Source organism: Siminovitchia fordii DSM 16014 = CIP 108821 (assembly GCF_000374565.1).
In the GTDB taxonomy this organism is placed as follows: domain Bacteria; phylum Bacillota; class Bacilli; order Bacillales; family Bacillaceae_C; genus Siminovitchia; species Siminovitchia fordii.
On record NZ_KB894685.1, the window covers coordinates 637,911 to 656,329 of the forward strand.

Here is an 18,419-nt window from a genome sequence, read left to right on the forward strand (position 1 = left end):
ATAAGTTTCTTTTTGGGAAACACTGACGTTCGAGAAATATTATTTAAAAAAGTATGAGAGTTTCGAGATGTTTTCAAAGCAATAGATGAATACATTCATCCTCCAATCATGTACGTCTACAGCAAAGATTAAACGGCCTTACCCCTATCGAATACAAGGGTAAAACCGCTTAGCTGCGTATTTATCATTTCTGCTGTCTACTTGATAGATGGTAGAGATTTTCCGGCTGTGACGTCTGTTTAATAGATCAGTTCAATCACTTCATCCTTTGTAACATTGCCGAAATAATGCTGGATATCAACATTTTCAAGTGCTCTCGCGATTTCCGATCTCTCGTACTTTATTCCTGTCAGCCGGCCCTCAATATCACTTACGTCACCAATTCCGAAAAAGTCTCCGAAAATTTTACACCCTGTGATCTGTCCTTTGTTCACATCCAGGCGGAACTCTATTTGCCCGACTGGAAAACGGTGGGAATGCTGTACGTTAAATTTTGGTGATTTCCCGTAATTCCAGTCCCAATTCTTATAACGTTTTTGGGAAATTTCATTGATTTTTTTCCAATCCTCTTCCGTCAATTTATACTCCGGGATCGGATCCTTTCCGTCAAAAATATATAGGAGCAGCAGCTTCTTAAACTGTTCGGTTGTCATTTTTCCCTCTAGAAACTCAGAGATGTTCGCGACACGGCTCCTGATGGATTTGATTCCCTTTGATTCTATCTTATCCTTTCGTACCTTTAATGCCGAAACGACATTTTCTATTTCGGAATCGAACAGCAATGTCCCGTGACTGAACATACGACCGCGTGTAGCAAACTGGGCATTTCCGGAAATTTTTCGACCGTCGACGAGAATATCATTTCTTCCTTTTAATTCCGCTTTTACTCCAAGTCTTTCCAATGCCTGGGTGACGGGCTTTGTAAACTTCTGGAAGTTCATGAAACTGTTACCTTCATCCTTTGTGATAAAGCTGTAGTTCAGATTCCCCAAATCATGATAAACAGCTCCTCCCCCTGACAACCTCCTGACCACATGGATGCCGTTTTTTTCAACATAGTCCGTATTAATTTCTTCAATCGTATTCTGGTTTTTTCCTATAATGATCGAAGGTTCATTAATATAAAACAGTAAATACCCATCTTTGCTGATTTCAAGGTTTTTGAGAGCAAATTCTTCGATCGCCAGATTAATCCGCGGATCCGTAATACCTTGATTGTCAATGAATAGCATATTTCTTCCCCCTTATTTTAGATTGTTATTTTCAACCCTTCTTTTGCAATGAGAATGTCCCCTGTGAACTGCTCGGCAGCTTCGGCTTTAAGGCTTCCCAGATCTCCAAAATGCGGCAGGTGTGTAAGGATGAGCTTGTCCACACCCGCCTGATGGGCGGTTTTTCCCGCCTCCTCGCTCGTCATGTGTCCCGCAGACTTGCCGTCCATCCCTTTATAAAAATTCGATTCACAAAGCAGCACATCGGCTTGCTCGGAAAAAACCGCCATTTCTTTGAAGTACGAAGTGTCCCCTGTATATACTAACGCCTTTCCATCTGCTTCAATTTTCATAGCGAAGCAGGGAACTGTATGATGTGTTTGCAGAAAGGAAATACGGAATGGGCCAACATACAATATTTCTTCAGGTTTATAGAATATCCCGGCCGTTACATCTTTATAAGTAAGCTGGTTAAATCCCTCCCGGTCGAGCCCATGGCCATAGATTGGGAGAGTCCTGTCATAATTATTGGTGAATTTTCCAACATAGAGTGCGTGTTGGATTACCCCGATGTCCGCCGTATGATCCGGGTGGTAATGGGAGAGAATGATTCCGTCCAGCTTCTCAGCGCTTATAATGTTTTGAAGCTTGGATAGAACAGCGCTGCCACAATCTATAAGCAAATGAAAATCGTTATGGGTCAGCAAATACCCTGAACTTGCTTCTCCCGCTTTTGGAAACCCTCCCCAGTGGCCGATGATTGTCAACTCCATATTTCTTTCACTCCCTGCTGTTTGCTGATAAGAATAACTATACTAGATTTTTAATTTTTTAGCATCGTATTGAAAATTCCTGTTGACAGCAAAAGATCTGTTATAATACAATATAAACAACAAAGCACCGTTGTATAACAAAGTTGAGGGAGTGGAAAATAAAATGATTGATAATATTGTTGAATTCTTTAAAAATTTACCTCCAAAGAAATGTACTGAATGCGGAGAAACCGTATCTGAACAACACGAGTGCTATGGAACAAAATGTGATAAGTGCTTAAATGAGTTGATATAATTCCCCCGCAATCGGGGGGTGTTTTTTTATTTAATCTGTTATAATACAAAAATGGAGCTGCCACCAAAAGTGACAACTCCTTTCTTTCTAACGGCCTGCCCCGACAGCCTCTCCAATATTTGAAAACCCATCCCTCTTCATTAATTCAAGCAATCTTGAATTAATGGCTTTGACGATACCCGGACCTTCATATATCATTCCTGTGTACACTTGGATCAGGCTTGCACCGGCAAGTATTTTCTCATAAGCATCATCACCGTTGAAAATGCCTCCGACACCGATGATAGGTACCTGAGCACCAACTTCTTCGTATATTTCTTTAATCCACTTTGTTGATCTTTCTTTCAGCGGAAGGCCACTGAGACCACCGGCTTCACTAATATACTCATTGGAAGCAAGACCTTCACGTGACAGCGTCGTATTGGTTGCGATGATCCCGGAAAGTCCTTCATCTACTGCGGTATGTACAACATCGCGCATATGTTCATCAGTCATATCAGGAGCCACTTTTAAAAAAATCGGCTTTTTCGAAGCTCCGTTTGCCTCCAGTGAATTCTTTTTCTCCTGGATGGAAGCTATCAGCTGTTTGAGGCTCTCTAATTCCTGCAAATCACGCAAATTGGGAGTATTAGGCGAACTTACATTGATAACAAAATAATGTCCGTACGGATAAAGGACATCTAAACAATTTTCATAGTCGCTTGCCGCCTCTTCATTCGGGGTAACTTTGTTTTTTCCAATGTTGACACCTATCGGCACCCCTGCCGTTTCATAATGAAGCAAGTTCTTTTTGGCAGCATCTGCTCCTTCATTATTAAATCCCATGCGGTTGATCACTGCGCTGTCTTCAGCGAGACGGAAAAGCCGGGGCCTTTCATTTCCCGACTGTGCCAGCGGTGTGATTGTTCCCACTTCAACGAATCCGAACCCCATAGCAGCCAATCCATGATAAACTTCGGCATTCTTATCAAATCCAGCGGCGAGTCCGACCGGATTTGGAAATTTTATTCCACAGACGTCTGTAGCCAAGCTTTCATCACTTACATGATACATGGAACGGAGCAAACCTCTTCCACCCGATTTTTCAGCCATTTTCAATGCGGAAACCGTACGATGGTGCACTTCTTCTGGATCCAACTTAAATAAAAATTTCTTTATTAGAGGGTATATGACTCCTCACGCCTTTCTAAAATACCGTATGAAAAATTTCTTTTCTCGGATTGATATTACCATTATCCCCCGTTACTCTCAACAAAGTGCTGCTTTCATTTTTATCCCACGGCAAAAAATTTCACCAGTTTTACTTTTAAATGAATTATTTCTGAACATTGACCGATTACTGACACTGTAGAGCATATATTAAGTATAATGGATTCAAATGTGCGTTATTCGGGAGGTTTTTTTTTGAAGAAAATTTTTTCCGTTATTTTCATATCTTTTATTCTCATGTTAAGTGCCTGTTCTTCGCAAAAGAGCGGCAAGCCCATTGAAGACTTCAATTATACTGATCAGGATGGAAAGTCTTTTGGGCTCAAGGATTTAAAAGGAAAAGTCTGGGTTTCCGATTTTGTATTTACGAATTGCACCACGGTTTGTCCACCGATGACAATGAATATGAGCGAGCTGCAGAAAAAAGTGAAGGAAAAAGGACTTGACAATGTCCATTTTGTTTCATTCAGTGTCGATCCGGAGGTCGATACTCCTGAGGTATTAAAAAATTATGGAGAATCCTTCGGAGCCGATTTTTCAAGATGGCACTTCCTTACAGGATATTCGCAGGAAGAAATCGAAGATTATGCACCAAAGAATTTTAAAACGGTCGTGAAAAAACCGCGGGATGATGATCAGGTCATCCACGGAGTCAGTTTTTACCTTTTTAACAAAGATGGTGAACTGATCGGGGAATATCCTGGAGATAAAGAGGTTCCATTCAAGCAGATCATCAAAGATATTAAAGCAGCCTTATAAAAGCAAAGCGAGAGGAAGGCCCAATGTGGACCATTCTTTCGCTTTTTACTATGCCTTATCAGCAGTATAGACGACAAAAGCTGGTTCTTACTAAGTACTCTTGATGGACATCTTTTAATTTTGTAAGCATTATGTGACCGGGTTCACTGCTTTTATGACTTTCCAATTTCTATAATCAGTTCGTGCTGATCGAGTCCCCGTTATTTATGAAATACTGAGTTCCTTGAACATTTCATCATAACACGTCCTCAATTTTTATCCCTTGCAAGCCCTATGAATCCCCTAACCTCATTTATTTTCTATAAGGTAATCTTGTCATATCAGCTCGGGAATTTCGCTGAAAAATTCCTCACTATTCTTTTAATCTCTTCGACATGCTCCGTTTCATCCATTCTGCTAAATATCCGAAGCCTCATTTGTTAAAAGCTTGTATGATTAAACGCCAAACGCCCGCCTACCTGCAATGCAAACACAATTGCAATGAGGCAATTCTTCGGACACCTTACGCATGACGCGCCGATAGTGCCTGACTACAAACCTGACACAACATACATATTTATACAGAAAGAGGAACGGCCTTACGACCGTTCCCCAACTTTAACCAATATATTGTAAAACATCATTCACCGCGGCTTTTCCCTGGTCAATACAATCGGGAATTCCCAGTCCTTCATAGGAACTGCCAGCAATGAACACGCCAGGCATAGTATCCCGAAGGTTTGACTTGATTTTACCAATACGTTCTTTATGACCGACGGTATATTGAGGCATAGCCTGTTTCCAGCGTGTAACAATTGTAAAATCAGGCTTTGCCGTTAAATCCATTGACCGCTTCAGGTCTGCCAAAACAATTCTTTCTATTTCTTCATCTGATAAATCCACCACTGTTTCCTCACCGGCCCGACCAACGTAGCAGCGCAGTAACACTTTTCCTTCTGGCGTGGTATGCGGCCATTTTTTATGTGTCCATGTACAGGCTGTAATCGTATAATCACTATTTCTTGATACTACGAAACCAGTTCCATCCAACCGATCATCAACATCCCCTGCGTCAAATGCCATCGCAACGGTTGCTACGGACGTAGCAGGCATTTCTTTTAATCCGTAAATAAGAGGATTGTCAGGGAACAAATCGGCCAGAGCAAAATGTGGCAAGGCCAAGATGATACTATCCGCTTCCAGCAGCTCTCCGTTATTCAATTGAAGCTCATATCCCTCCCCATCGTTTTTCCAAATCGAGACGACGCGTGTCCCTTTAATGATGGAAGAGGGGGCGAGTTTTTCTTCAATTGCATCGATGAGTGATTGCAGACCGCCTTTCAATGTCAGAAAAATCCCTTGGTTCTTTGCACTTATGTCTTTTTTTGGCACAGAGGGGGTTGTCTTTTTCATCCCCATGATCAGACTTCTGTATTTCTGTTCTACCTGATAAAATTGGGGAAATGTAGACATTAGGCTGAGCCGGTCAATATCACCCGCATAAATACCTGAAAGCAGTGGTTCGACCAAATTCTCCACCACTTCGTCCCCAAGCCGTCTGCGGAAAAAACCTCCCAACGATTGATCGCCTGAAACGTTGGATCGCGGCATGACAAAATCTGCAGCCGCCCTCATTTTACCTTGGACAGAGAACAAATCAGTTGTAATGAAAGGCCTGATTTTCGTTGGAATACCCATGACGGCCCCTTTGGGCATCGGATGGAGTTTCTCATTGGCAAGCACAAAAGAGCGACCCGCTGTATTGTTCACCAGTTCATCTTTCAAACCGACATCTATGGCAAGTTCCGCCGCGCTCTTTTTCCTTTCGAGAAATGAGTCAGGACCGCGTTCGATGGTAAACCCGTCTTTATACACTGTTTGGAATTTGCCTCCAAGCTTGTGGCTTGCTTCAACAAGCAGAACTTCATACGGCAGCTGCTTTTCATGAATCGTTTTTTGCAAATAATACGCCGCTGTCATACCGGTTATTCCTCCACCGATAACAGCAACTTTTTTCTTGTCTTCCGCCAAACCGAAATCGCCTTCTTCTAATTAATGTTTTCCGAGTCTCTTTAAAACGACTGAAGCCAGTGCGTCAATAAATTCGGGCTGCGCATCCGGCATTTCCGGACGATAATACGAAGAACCCACTTCGTCTGTCACTACTTTGCACTCATGGTCGTTATCATAGAGCACTTCCAAATGGGTTGAAACGAATCCAACCGGGATATACACAAAAGCTTTGTAACCCTTTTGATGATACAAATCGCGAGTTAAATCCTGCACATCAGGCCCGAGCCACGGTTCGGGTGTATTCCCTTCACTTTGCCACCCGACCTCATAGTCTTTAATCCCTGCACCTTGTGCAATCAAGTCTGCTGTCTCCTGCAATTGCTGAGGATACGGGTCGTTAAATTGGAGGATTTTCTCCGGCAGGCTGTGTGCAGATACAATCAGACAAGCTGCTTCGCGCTCATCTAACGGCATTTTATCGTAGACTTCCTTTACCTTCTTGACCCAATAATCTATGAACTTCGGTTCCTTGTACCAGCTTTCAATCGATGTAATATCAGGACCGCCCAATTCGGCAGCCTTCTCTTGTGCCCGTCCGTTATAGGACTTGACACTGAAGGTGGAAAAGTGCGGAGCCAACACGATTGATACAGCCTGTTCAATACCGTCTTCATGCATTCTCTGTACAGCATCTTCAATGAAAGGCTCGATATGCTTTAATCCGATGTAAGCCTTGAATTCTACACTGTCCTGGATTTCATTCAACCGGTTTGCAAGTCCGTATGCCTGATCTTCGGTGATTTTTGCAAGCGGTGAAATTCCCCCGATCGCTTCGTATCTGTTCCTTAAATCTTCCAATGCTTCAGGGGAAGGCCGTCTTCCGTGCCTTATGTGAGTATAGTACCGTTCAATATCATTTTCATGATATGGAGTCCCGTATGCCATAACGAGCAATCCCATTTTCTTTTTCGGCATCTGTTCGCGCTCCTTTTGAAAAAATTACTGCTTTAATTTCTCTGCACTGTATTCATGTACAAACGCAGTCAGTTTCTTGAGTGTATCCGGATTGACATCTGGGAAAACCCCGTGGCCCAAATTGAAAATATAGCCAGGCTTTTGGATTCCCTCGTCAATGATTTCCTTCGCTTTCCTTTCAATGACATCCCATGAAGAAATGAGTACAGCCGGATCCAGGTTTCCCTGTACCGCTTTTGTGATGCCCATTTTTCGGGCATCTGCAATCGGCAATCTCCAATCAAGTCCGACTACGTCAAGCGGCAAATCATTCCATTCAAGCGCTAGATGGCTTGCTCCCACTCCATGCATGATAAGTGGGACATTCTCATTTTTCAATTCAGTGAATATCTTTTCCATAACAGGCTTGATATACGCACAATAATCTGCACGGCTCAGTGCACCCACCCATGAATCGAACAACTGAACTGCACTTGCACCAGCATTGATTTGGGCTTTTAAATAAGCAACCGTCATATCGGCAAGCTTGTCCATCAGGAGGGCCCAGGCCTTCGGCTCAGAATACATGAATGCTTTTGTTTTATGGTAATTTTTGGAGGGGCCACCCTCAACCATGTATGACGCCAATGTAAATGGCGCTCCTCCAAAACCGATCAATGGGACTGTCAATTGCTCTTCAGTTAAAATCTTGATTGTCTCCAGAACATAATCAATATCCTTTTCGGGATGCAGTTCACCGAGTTTGTCCACGTCACTCACCGTACGGACGGGATTATCAATAACAGGTCCGACTCCACCCACGATCTCCACATTGACGCCTAGCGCAGGAAGCGGGGTCATGATATCTTTGTATAAAATCGCTGCGTCCACATTATAATTCTCCACCGGGAGCCTTGTGACATATGCACAAAGTTCCGGCTGATGAGTGATTTCGAACAAAGAGTACTTTTCTTTCAGTTTTCGATATTCGGGTTGCGACCGTCCAGCCTGGCGCATATACCAGACAGGTACATGGTCCGTCTTCTCTCCTTTTGCAGCCCGTAAAAATGTATCATTTGTAATTTTACCCATGAACAAGGAAGCCACCTTTCAGGTTTCGTATATAAAAAATATATATTGTTATTCCACACTCATAATAGAACATGTGATTGACTCATGCCTACTATAGTACTTTTCCATTCCAAAGTATAGGCGGGATGCGGGGTTGTCATAAATTTGTGCTTTTTTCACAGCTTCTGTGCTTGTTTTGCCCGCCACGGTTTTGGGTAGAATCATGTAATGAGTATTAAGTATAAAAGGGGTGACTAGATTGTACACATACATTACAACAGGAACATATTATTTCTTGAAAAAACTTGAGGAACAGCATCCGGACGAATGTATGCTTTTAATGCAAAATGCAGAAACAGCCTTATTATGGCATGAAACAAAAGGAGCAACGGTTTTTCAATCACCCAGAAAATATGAGGTTATCCATTCTTCAGGACAACTTGAGAAGAAAGGGTTCATTGCTTGTAATCATGTCCCTGTACGCGAAGAAGGCCGTCCGGTTTTTGAATTCAAGTTTACCGAAAGGATGAAAAAGGTCGAATCATTTCCTGGGTTCACCGCTTTTCGATTACTTCGTCCCCTCTCTAATGATACGTATATCGTCATGACGATGTGGAGGGATGAAGAAGCTTACAAAGATTGGAAGCAGTCCTCGTCATTTGTTGAATCCCATTCAAAGGCATTACAATCCGCTGAAAGCACAAGTGTATTTTCCGGACCTTCCTATGTATCTGTCTTTGTGTTGGAAGATAAAAAAGAAGAGGATGCAGATTAAGCCTTATATTGATGACACACCCTTCCCCGGTTTTCATATGATGCAGTATGGGAATTTGGGCTTTTGTCCCTACTGATATTTGAAGCTGGCGGGAGGAATGAATATGGAAATAGAATTGACGGCCTTGCACTGGATTTACCTTCTGTTCATTGGTCTTGCAATCTTGTTGATGATTTTAAGACGCGACATCACAATTGTTTGCATAACAGGTGTTTTTCTGCTCGCGTTTACTTCCACAGGATCATTAGCCGCATCCATCAGCGGGATTTTTTCAAGCTTCATGTACGCCATTTCCGAGCTTTTGTCAATCATCCTCGTCATTTCAATTATTTCATCCATGAGTAAAGTATTGATGGCGACTGGAATTAACGACTTGATGATATCTCCTTTTGCAAGGATCATTAAAACGCCGACGCTCGCCTTTTGGACGATCGGAATCGTCATGATGATTATTTCCTGGTTTTTCTGGCCTTCGCCTGCTGTTGCCTTAATGGGAGCTGTACTGCTTCCAGTAGCCCTCCGCGTCGGCCTGCCGGCCCTTGGAGCAGCGATTGCCATGAATCTCTTCGGACACGGTATAGCTTTATCAGGAGACTTCATCATTCAAGCCGCCCCCAAACTGTCCGGCGATGCCGCCGGAATCGGTGCTTCGGATGTCATTACAGCAAGCATCCCTCTTATGATCATTATGGGAATTGTAACAACAGTCACCGCATTTATCCTCTTAAAAAGAGATCTGAAGAAAGGTAAGCTTGACTCCGCAAAAGGATTTGAATCTGAAGAAGTCGTGAAGGAAAACGAAAAAAGTGAATTATCCCTTCCTGTTAAACGAGTCTTCGCAGTTATCATTCCTCTTTTATTTGCAGCTAATATTGTCATGATGTTCACTTTAAAGCTGCAAGGTGGAGAAGCTACAGCCTTGATTGGCGGTACATCCATACTAATACTAATATTTACATCTATTGCTGCGCATAAACAGCAGGCATTGGAAAAAACAACGAAATTTCTCATAGAAGGTCTGCAATTCGGATTTCGGGTATTCGGTCCGGTCATTCCAATTGCCGCTTTTTTCTATCTGGGCGGAGGGGGATTCGAAACGATAATCGGCAGCCCATTACCTGAAGGTTCGGAGGGGATTATCAACGACCTTGGAACAGCCCTTGCCGCTGTCGTCCCGGTCACCAAATCATTAGGAGCTTTTACAATCACAGCCGTTGGAGTCATTACAGGATTGGATGGATCGGGTTTTTCCGGGCTCCCGCTAACGGGCTCCATTGCAGCATTATTTGGCAAAGCCATCGGTTCGGGTACGGCATCCTTAACAGCGTTGGGACAGATCACAACGATCTGGGTAGGCGGTGGAACCCTCGTTCCGTGGGCACTCATACCGGCGGCAGCCATCTGTAATGTCGATCCTTTTGAACTGGCAAGGCGGAACCTCATCCCCGTCATCGTCGGATTACTCGCCACAACGATTGCTGCTTTATTTTTTATATAGCAAGGTTATCGGGAAATGCGATTATCGACCGCATTTCCTTATTTTTGATGATAGATTGGGCATCATTAGAAATTGTTTGATCAATAGCGTTATTCGTTAGCGATCTGACGGAAATTTGAATGCTCAGATAAGAAAATAGGATCCGGGTTTTCGAAATTCTGCATGTGCAATCAATTGACCTTGTTACATCCAATAATAAAGATAACAGGAAGCCCCCTATGCTATAATTACTTTAAACAAAAAATAGGCGGTGATCTTCAATGAAGCAGGCTCTATTTAATAAATTGGAAGAATATTACGATGAAATGGTACAAATTAGGCGCCATTTGCATCAATATCCCGAATTATCATTCAAGGAAATAAAGACCGCGGGTTATATTGCCGATTTTTATAAAAGACTTGGGGTTGATGTGAAAACTGGTGTTGGGGGCAACGGTGTTGTTGCAAGGATCAAAGGCGGAAAGCCGGGTAAAACGGTTGCTTTGCGCGCTGACTTTGACGCTCTTCCGATTCAGGAAGAAACTGGCCTCCCGTTCAGCTCAAAAGTACCGGGTGTCATGCATGCATGTGGCCATGACGGCCATACTGCAACATTATTGATCATTGGTAAGGTACTCCATGAAATCAGGGAAGAGCTTTCAGGTGAATATGTATTGATTCATCAGCATGCCGAGGAGCTTGCGCCGGGCGGAGCCATCTCCATGATCAAGGATGGCTGCCTCGATGGTGTTGATGCCATTTTTGGGACTCATTTGTGGGCGGAGATCCCGCATGGAACTATCAGTTATCGGACAGGCCCATTTATGGCGGCTGCGGATCGGTTTGAAATTGTCATTAAAGGGCGCGGAGGCCATGGGGCAATGCCTCATAAGACAAAGGATGCAGTTGCAATCGGTTCCCAGCTTGTCATGAACTTGCAGCAGATAGTTAGCCGGAGGGTAAACCCTGTCGAACCAGCAGTTGTTACCGTTAGTTCGTTTATTGCAGAAAATGCCTTTAATGTCATTGCCGATACAGCAAAACTCCAAGGAACTGTCAGGACTTTCAGTGAAGATGTCCGTGATTTGATCGAGCAAGAAATTGAAGCGGTTGTAAAAGGCACATGTCTCGCCAATGGAGACTGCGGATATGATTTCAACTATCACCGCGGTTATCCTGCAGTAGTCAATCATAAAAATGAGACAAAATTTTTGGCAGGTCTGGCAGCTGAGGTTCCGGGCGTCACCAACGTGGAAGAATTGGAACAACAAATGGGCGGAGAAGATTTCGCTTATTATTTACAATATGTAAAAGGCACTTTCTTTTTTACCGGTGCTCAGCCGGATGATGCCGAAACTCCGTATCCGCATCATCATCCGAAATTTGACATCAACGAGAAATCGATGCATGTGGCAGCCAAAACTTTGACGTTGGCAGCTGTTGAATATCAAAAACAGGACCTTCCGCAAGATGAATCTGTTGCAATTTTGTAAGGCTTAAGAGTATGTGGAGTGAAGGATGTTCCACAACCATCTCAGTTATCTGACTTGACCCATGCCGATATTTTCTGATGCAAGTCATACACATTCGAGCAGAAAAATCTGACTAATTTTTTCATTTAAAAAGCACCTGTGACTATGATCAGGTGCTTTTAAAATTGTTCCATTTTCTTTATTCTTCCAGGGGCATATTGCTTGCCGAAAATAAAAGCAAACAAAAGGCTTGCTAATAAAATCAATGCCGCGTTGACAAGGTTTCCGCCCAATGCGGCGGCCAACCCGAATAACACTCCCTGACTTACCAGTACCTGTATTAGTAAACGAAAAAAATTCAACTTTTTATAGATGGGCGGTACAGGATACAGATGCACCCAAACCTTCGTATCATGACGCCTAAAGATGGGGAGCAGCTGAAAGCCCGTCAAATATAAAAAGAGAAGAGCAACGCCGACCGCCATGTATAAGTTTTCGATAAAAAATACAATAACGGACGCAATTAAGGTTAGACGCACAATCAACCCCGAATATTCGCTTGTCCTCACAATTGTCCTTGAAAATAAATAGCGGAAAATGTTTTTTTCCTCAAAGGGGATGAAACGAAATATTGGATCCATCCAAGCTCTTCTCCATACTTTACTTTTTAAATGGGGGACATCAGTGAACATGTTTGCCATCCTATAGAACAGCTGCATCCTTCTCTGTTCTTTTTCAATCAATAACTCCCATTTCAGCATTTTGTTTTTTACAGAAGCTCTCATATATAGGGTAAATGCCGCAATGATTAAAAGAACAGCCAATATGAACAGCCATGAAGCATTTGCAACGATAAGGTAAAGGGCCGCTGCATTCAGGATGAAACGGATGATTGGATCCGCAGTTAGAGTCCCCTGCTCAATCGTTTTCATCGTATCCCAATACAGTTTTAAGTTCCAATATTTCAGCAATAGCAACACAGCGAATAAATATAGGAAAGAAACAAAACCTGCACCCGTTGATTTAAAGTGCAAGGGCATCAGTGCTCCAAGCACGAGGAGAAGAATATACGCCTGGATGATAAAGCTGAGCCTCATTCCTTTCCTGAAATATCCTTCCAGCTCTTTCTCCAATGGCAATAGGTAGACCATATCGGCTTCCTTTAACAGTGTTATAATTGGGCTGATGGTTAGAAAGAAAGCCAGAACAAGCGACATGACCAAACTGGACGGGAAATCCGGGGAAAGATTCTTCACCCATTGAGAATAATAATATATGGCTGCACCGCCCCCGAAAATCAACACAAATTTCATATGGTCATTAAACATATATTTGAAGTAGCGGCGCATTTCTTTTATAAATTCCTGGAACCTTTCAGGCCATAGATCATTTATTTGTTTCATTGGGCTCTTCCTTTGTCAATTGTATATAGATGTCATTTAAGGTTGCACCACGCATTTCAAATTGTTCCTGCAATTGTTCCAGCGTCCCTTTAGCCCGTACCCTGCCGTCATGTAAAATGACAAACCCGTCACAAAATTGTTCAGCTGTCGACAGGATATGTGTGGACATGAGGATGCCTGCCCCTTTTCCTTTCATCTTTTCCATTAACTCAAGCAGCGACTGAATCCCGAGCGGGTCCAATCCTACAAACGGTTCATCGATGATATAAAGTGACGGTTCGATGAGAAATGCGGACATGATCATCACTTTTTGTTTCATGCCTTTAGAAAAATGGGCAGGGAACCATTTTAGCTTGTTGTCAAGACGGAACTCCTTGAGCAGGGGTTCAACTCTCGCTTCATACGTATCCTGCGGCAGCCCATACGCCATTGCTGTCAATTGCAGATGTTCCTCAAGTGTCAATTCATCGTATAACACCGGGGTTTCGGGAACGAAGGAAAATTGCTTCCGATATTTGACGAGGTCGTCTTCCAACCGCGACCCATTTATCGTGACGATCCCTGAACGCGGTTCCATCAAACCGATAATATGTTTAATTGTTGTGCTCTTTCCGGCTCCATTCAAACCAATTAGGCCAATCAGCTGGCCTTTTTCCATAGAAAAGGATATATCTTTCAAAACCGGCCTTTTCGTGTAGCCACCAGTCAGATTTTTAATTTCTAATAAAGACATCATCATTCGTCCTCTCATTTAACTTATTTCATTGTAACAAAAATATATCTTGCAAGCACTAACAGCTGGTGAATTTTACCTCTTATAGAGCATTCCAAAATGCACAATATATATTTGAAGGGAGCGGGATTAAGCGAAGCTGGGGTGGTTGTCGTAGACACTAATCTGCAGTAGACGCGGAAAGTCATATCAATTTTCATGAACGGTAATCTGTACCTTCATAAGGGGATGATTGCGTTGGGCATGATAAAGATTGATCGATCGCTTCTTTAATCGAACCGATGGGTTAGATGAAGAACACTTTCCAAAATGAACCGCAATCCTTCAATGTGCAGAGCTTAACAGCTCTGCACATTTTGCGTTCAGCCCGATTTATAGGATGTCCAAGTGCAACAGAGCAAAAGAAGTCGCTTTTCAAGCTTATTGAAATGTCATTAACTCAAATATTAAACTACTCCTGTTGGAGGTAAAATACATTTCTTCAGCACTTGTCTAGTTTTACCTGATAAACAGGCACTTACAAATCTATACACCATAGCGTCTGCACTTTTGTTGTCTCCTCCCCTATGATAAAATGGGTTATCATATACATTAATGAGGTGGAGTGGAATGAGCAACTGTATTTTTTGTAAAATTGTAAGCGGCGAGCTTCCGTCAGCAAAAGTATTTGAAAACGAAGATATCCTGGCTTTTCTGGATATCAGCCAAATTACAAAGGGACATACACTTGTTATTCCGAAAGTACATAAGAAAGATATATTTGAAATGGACGAAACAACAGCCGGAAAGCTATTTTCCGTTGTTCCCAGAATTGCGGAAGCCATCAAGAAAGAATTTGGCGCCAAAGGCATGAATCTCCTGAATAACAATGGCTCATTTGCCGGCCAGGAGGTTTTCCATTATCATATGCACCTGATTCCGAGATACGATGAGAAAGACGGTTTTTCAAAACGTTTTGTCAGCCATCAATCCGAATACTCACCTGATGATTTGCAAATGATGGCTGCGGCTATAAACAGCCAGTTGCAATAAAACACTCATTACGTTCTATCTCCTTTCACAACTAAAAAAGGCTTCATTTTCAGAAAATAGTATGCTACAATACTGTTAATCTTTCGCTGGCAGCAACAGAGCATGTCAGGATTGAAATGATGAGTTTAGTTGAGAAGAGGAGAGTTTACAAATGAATACAAGAACGCTTGTTATTTTATCGTTATTTGTGGCAATCGGTGCTGCACTTCACTTTATCATGCCCGGCATTTATATGGGGATGAAACCTGATACGATGCTGGCTATGATGTTTTTGGGAATTGCACTTTTCCCGGATAAGAAAAACGTACTGCTGCTCGGGCTGGTCACTGGGGTGCTTGCAGGTCTCACTTCAACTTTCCCCGGAGGCCTTATTCCAAACTTAATCGACAAGCCGATTACAGCTTTTGTTTTCTTCGGGCTTTATCTGTTAATTTCAAAAAACATGTCCAATCTGATCGGGGTCTCAATCCTAACTGCTATCGGTACCATTGTTTCAGGCACAGTTTTCCTTTCATCGGCTTTGCTTATTGTCGGTGGGTTGCCCGCACCGTTTGCAGCATTATTCGCAACAGTAGTCATCCCTGCTACTATCATGAATGCAATCGCGATGTTTATTCTTTTCCCGATTGTAAAGACGATTTTGCAAAGGACGAAACTGATGCAGCAAGCTTCATAAAAATCAATAAGAACCCCGCCTTTGGTGAGGGTTCTTATTTTACTTGGAAAATAGCGCTACTAAAAGACCGATGGTGAAAAGTATCCCGCCAATGCCTCCTAGGGAAGCTGCACGGGCCTTCAATACTTTTTTTGGAGGATAAATGCCAGGCCGTTGGTATAAAATGACATTATAGAGCATTCCAGTGAGCATCAGTGTACCGAAGATGAGGAAAACAATCATGATGACATTCAAATCGTCACCTCAAAGCTCTTTCAAATTTACTCCGTTGTTAAACAACAACATTTACTTATATCTTATGCAAAAATAGTGTGCACATGAACAAGTTCGGGTAAAGTGATAAGCAGGAGATATCAATTTTTTATCAAAATAAGAACAGGGTGAGGAAAATGAACAAAAAAATGTTAACTTGCGGAATATTCGTTGGAGGAGCCATCGGTGCAGCCGCAGCCCTTCTTTACGCTCCTCTATCCGGTAAAGAGCTGCGAAAGCAAATGAGAGAATCGAAAGATGAATGGGTCAAAATTGCCAATGAGTTTAAAACAAATGCAACAGAACTGAAAGAATCCGTAACAAAGCTTTCCCAAGATGGTAAAGAGATCATCAAAGAACTTGCAACTGATGTGAAAACAGCTGTGGAAGAATGGCAGCATGAAATCGAACCTACGAAGGAAGCCATGCAGAGTGAAATAAAAAATATCCAAAAGACGATTGCCGAACTGGAAAACAAGCTCCAAGAAGGAAAAGAAACGATACGACCTTCCTAATCGTCTCCGAGGGCAAGAGATCGGCACCACCTCTCTTGCCTTATCTCTTTGTTCATAGTTCATTCTAAATTTTTTAAATTTTTTTCAGATTGCATTTTTATTATTTTTTTTGCATAATAATAGAAACACCTTTAAAGTGAGGGAATAAAAAATGGGAAGTAAACACGTTTCCGTCAAAGAAGCAATGATATTTAGCCAGCGCATGGCCCAATTGAGCAAAGCATTATGGAAAGCCATTGAAAAAGATTGGCAAAACTGGATTAAGCCGTATAATTTGAATATCAATGAACATCATATTTTATGGATCGCCTATCATTTAAAAGGAGCTTCCATCTCGGATATTGCAAAATTTGGTGTCATGCACGTTTCCACTGCTTTTAATTTTTCTAAAAAGCTTGCAGAGCGTGGATATCTTCAATTTTCGAAAAAAGAAAATGATAAACGGAATACGTATGTGAAGCTTACAGCCCGTGGAGAAGATCTTCTACTTGAATTGATCGATTGTTATGATCCCGATGCAGACTCTGTTTTTACAGGAGCTTCGCCTCTAAAGGATTTATATGGAAAGCTCCCTGAAGCAATGGAGATGATGGCGATTGTGAGGCAAATATATGGTGATGATTTTATGGAGATTTTCGAAAAATCTTTCAATAACCTTGAATCCGATTTTTTGGAAGAAGGCAGAAGGTTGGAAAAGGCTGAAATCAACAGTGCTGTATAAGGGAAGTCATTTGATATTCAGCCATAATATTTTCATCAGTTCAGGATAAATATTTTGTTTTAAACATGCCCGAATCGTTTCTTCAGGCTGCAGTTTTCCATTTAATCTAGAAGTAAATTGTTTAAAAAGCGGAAAATGAAACACAAATTTTTCCGCTTTCTGTTTTTCCATCTCTGCGGACAATTCTTCACAAAGCTGGTAAAATTCCTTCACTTCTCTTTCTGCCAGCCTTCTCTTAATAATCAACAGATCAAAATCCTTATTTATCGGCTGGATCATGTCCAACAGCAATTTTTGGTGATATTCAAGCCGTTCGATCCGCTCTTTTAATTCGTCCATTCGTTCACCTCCATGCTTTTGTCATCAAAGTCACCATAAAATTGTAACAAGGGAATGAAAAAAAAAGCAAAAATCATATTGCAATTCCCTTCTATCCATCGTACATTATGAGTGAATGAAAACATAAGCGAAGTTGGGAGGGCTGTTGACATGCATTGTTGGAAAGCGTACAACGTGGACCGCAAACATCATTTTTTCCGGCGTTTTTTTATTTCCGCCATGATTTCAGTATCCGTTTTTATCATATCCTATGTAACAATGCAGGCAATTGAGGCCCGGGAATTCAATGATGAATTTTTTCTGGTATTTTTATGTAGCTTCATTATACTATATCCAGTTCATAAATTTTTTCATATTGTACCGATCATATCTTATTATAAACACATGAAATGGGAAATCGAACGGTATTTTCGTATTTTGCCAGTCATAGATTTGAAAGTAGAGCATCCGATTCCAAAGGCCAGATTCGGTTTAGCGCTCATATTGCCTTTTATGGCGCTGAATGTCTTGCTTCTTATTTTACTTTTTTTATATCCGCAATTCGGGCATTACATTACGATTCTGCTTGCATACCATAACGGGATATCGGCGTTTGACCTTTTATATTTCAAAACATTGTTCCTTTCTCCCAAAAATGCTCTGGTAGAAGAGAACGACGAAGGCTACGAAATATTGGTGGATAACGATCCACAGTAAAGATGCTTCCATGAAAAATTCCTGAAAACTTATGGAAGCATCGTTTTTTATGCTGTCTTTTTTT

The 18,419-nt window shown here is 42.0% G+C and carries 20 protein-coding genes; 10 read left to right on the forward strand and 10 right to left on the reverse strand.

Annotated elements, in window-relative coordinates:
• Positions 1-239: 239 nt before the first annotated feature.
• Both lplA and C509_RS0103215 read right to left on the reverse strand, forming a co-directional pair.
• Positions 240-1,232, reverse strand: a complete 993-nt coding sequence (gene lplA / locus C509_RS0103210; protein WP_018705465.1) for a lipoate--protein ligase — start codon at positions 1,230-1,232, stop codon at positions 240-242.
• Positions 1,233-1,249: 17 nt separating this feature from the next.
• Entirely contained in the window at positions 1,250-1,984 is a 735-nt protein-coding gene (locus tag C509_RS0103215) for an MBL fold metallo-hydrolase (RefSeq protein ID WP_018705466.1), read from the reverse strand.
• A 163-nt stretch (positions 1,985-2,147) separates the two neighbouring features.
• Between C509_RS0103215 and yhfH the strand changes: the two genes are divergently transcribed.
• Complete coding sequence (gene yhfH / locus C509_RS25315; RefSeq protein WP_083934514.1) at positions 2,148-2,279, forward strand: protein YhfH; 132 nt, start codon at positions 2,148-2,150, stop codon at positions 2,277-2,279.
• A gap of 87 nt (positions 2,280-2,366) precedes the next feature.
• Here yhfH and C509_RS0103220 read toward each other — a convergent pair whose 3' ends face one another.
• Positions 2,367-3,449: a quinone-dependent dihydroorotate dehydrogenase gene (locus tag C509_RS0103220; RefSeq protein WP_026319658.1), complete on the reverse strand. Its 1,083-nt coding sequence runs from the start codon at positions 3,447-3,449 to the stop codon at positions 2,367-2,369.
• 198 nt (positions 3,450-3,647) lie between these two features.
• On the opposite strand from C509_RS0103220, the gene C509_RS0103225 reads away from it, so the two are divergent.
• Positions 3,648-4,247 carry an SCO family protein gene (locus C509_RS0103225; protein WP_051088648.1) on the forward strand — a complete coding sequence of 200 codons (600 nt, stop codon included), beginning with the start codon at positions 3,648-3,650 and terminating at the stop codon, positions 4,245-4,247.
• Between the two features lie 597 nt (positions 4,248-4,844).
• Here C509_RS0103225 and hemY read toward each other — a convergent pair.
• From hemY to hemE, 3 genes are read right to left on the reverse strand one after another with little or no spacing between them, the layout of a single operon-like run.
• The gene (hemY, locus tag C509_RS0103230) at positions 4,845-6,257 is read right to left on the reverse strand and encodes a protoporphyrinogen oxidase (protein ID WP_018705469.1); all 1,413 of its coding nucleotides are present in this window, start codon (positions 6,255-6,257) and stop codon (positions 4,845-4,847) included.
• Positions 6,258-6,278: 21 nt separating this feature from the next.
• A complete protein-coding gene (hemH, locus tag C509_RS0103235) occupies positions 6,279-7,214 on the reverse strand; it encodes a ferrochelatase (protein ID WP_018705470.1) in 936 nt (311 codons plus the stop codon).
• Positions 7,215-7,238: 24 nt separating this feature from the next.
• A complete protein-coding gene (gene hemE, locus C509_RS0103240) occupies positions 7,239-8,285 on the reverse strand; it encodes a uroporphyrinogen decarboxylase (RefSeq protein WP_018705471.1) in 1,047 nt (348 codons plus the stop codon).
• Between the two features lie 229 nt (positions 8,286-8,514).
• Here hemE and C509_RS0103245 point away from each other — a divergent pair, with 229 nt between their 5' ends.
• The 3 genes from C509_RS0103245 (at position 8,515) to C509_RS23285 (ending at position 12,009) form a co-directional block, all read left to right on the forward strand.
• Positions 8,515-9,039 (forward strand): antibiotic biosynthesis monooxygenase family protein, encoded by a 525-nt coding sequence (locus C509_RS0103245; protein ID WP_373315227.1) that lies wholly within the window; start codon positions 8,515-8,517, stop codon positions 9,037-9,039.
• 103 nt (positions 9,040-9,142) lie between these two features.
• Positions 9,143-10,537, forward strand: coding sequence for a hypothetical protein (locus tag C509_RS0103250; RefSeq protein WP_018705473.1), 1,395 nt, complete (start codon positions 9,143-9,145; stop codon positions 10,535-10,537).
• Positions 10,538-10,797: 260 nt separating this feature from the next.
• A complete protein-coding gene (locus C509_RS23285) occupies positions 10,798-12,009 on the forward strand; it encodes a M20 family metallopeptidase (protein WP_018705474.1) in 1,212 nt (403 codons plus the stop codon).
• 158 nt (positions 12,010-12,167) lie between these two features.
• On the opposite strand, the gene C509_RS0103260 is transcribed toward C509_RS23285, so the two are convergent.
• Together C509_RS0103260 and C509_RS0103265 are read right to left on the reverse strand one after the other, a co-directional pair.
• On the reverse strand, positions 12,168-13,391 hold the full coding sequence (locus C509_RS0103260) for an ABC transporter permease (protein ID WP_018705475.1): 1,224 nt from the start codon (positions 13,389-13,391) through the stop codon (positions 12,168-12,170).
• The gene (locus tag C509_RS0103265; protein ID WP_018705476.1) at positions 13,375-14,127 is read right to left on the reverse strand and encodes an ABC transporter ATP-binding protein; all 753 of its coding nucleotides are present in this window, start codon (positions 14,125-14,127) and stop codon (positions 13,375-13,377) included. The genes C509_RS0103260 and C509_RS0103265 overlap by 17 nt, the downstream gene beginning before the upstream one ends.
• Before the next feature lie 606 nt (positions 14,128-14,733).
• Here C509_RS0103265 and C509_RS0103270 point away from each other — a divergent pair.
• Both C509_RS0103270 and C509_RS0103275 read left to right on the forward strand, forming a co-directional pair.
• A complete protein-coding gene (locus C509_RS0103270; RefSeq protein WP_018705477.1) occupies positions 14,734-15,156 on the forward strand; it encodes an HIT family protein in 423 nt (140 codons plus the stop codon).
• A 151-nt stretch (positions 15,157-15,307) separates the two neighbouring features.
• The gene (locus C509_RS0103275; protein WP_018705478.1) at positions 15,308-15,832 is read left to right on the forward strand and encodes a tryptophan transporter; all 525 of its coding nucleotides are present in this window, start codon (positions 15,308-15,310) and stop codon (positions 15,830-15,832) included.
• A 39-nt stretch (positions 15,833-15,871) separates the two neighbouring features.
• Here C509_RS0103275 and yhzF read toward each other — a convergent pair whose 3' ends face one another.
• Positions 15,872-16,066 carry a membrane protein YhzF gene (gene yhzF, locus C509_RS0103280; RefSeq protein ID WP_018705479.1) on the reverse strand — a complete coding sequence of 65 codons (195 nt, stop codon included), beginning with the start codon at positions 16,064-16,066 and terminating at the stop codon, positions 15,872-15,874.
• Positions 16,067-16,221: 155 nt separating this feature from the next.
• On the opposite strand from yhzF, the gene C509_RS0103285 reads away from it, so the two are divergent.
• Entirely contained in the window at positions 16,222-16,599 is a 378-nt protein-coding gene (locus C509_RS0103285) for a YtxH domain-containing protein (RefSeq protein WP_018705480.1), read from the forward strand.
• Positions 16,600-16,750: 151 nt separating this feature from the next.
• Positions 16,751-17,320 (forward strand): HTH-type transcriptional regulator Hpr, encoded by a 570-nt coding sequence (locus tag C509_RS0103290; protein ID WP_018705481.1) that lies wholly within the window; start codon positions 16,751-16,753, stop codon positions 17,318-17,320.
• 6 nt (positions 17,321-17,326) lie between these two features.
• Here the strand turns inward: C509_RS0103290 and C509_RS0103295 are convergent, their stop codons facing one another.
• Positions 17,327-17,659 carry a DUF1878 family protein gene (locus C509_RS0103295; protein ID WP_018705482.1) on the reverse strand — a complete coding sequence of 111 codons (333 nt, stop codon included), beginning with the start codon at positions 17,657-17,659 and terminating at the stop codon, positions 17,327-17,329.
• A gap of 150 nt (positions 17,660-17,809) precedes the next feature.
• Between C509_RS0103295 and C509_RS0103305 the strand changes: the two genes are divergently transcribed.
• A complete protein-coding gene (locus C509_RS0103305; RefSeq protein WP_018705484.1) occupies positions 17,810-18,355 on the forward strand; it encodes a DUF3267 domain-containing protein in 546 nt (181 codons plus the stop codon).
• Positions 18,356-18,419 lie beyond the last annotated feature (64 nt).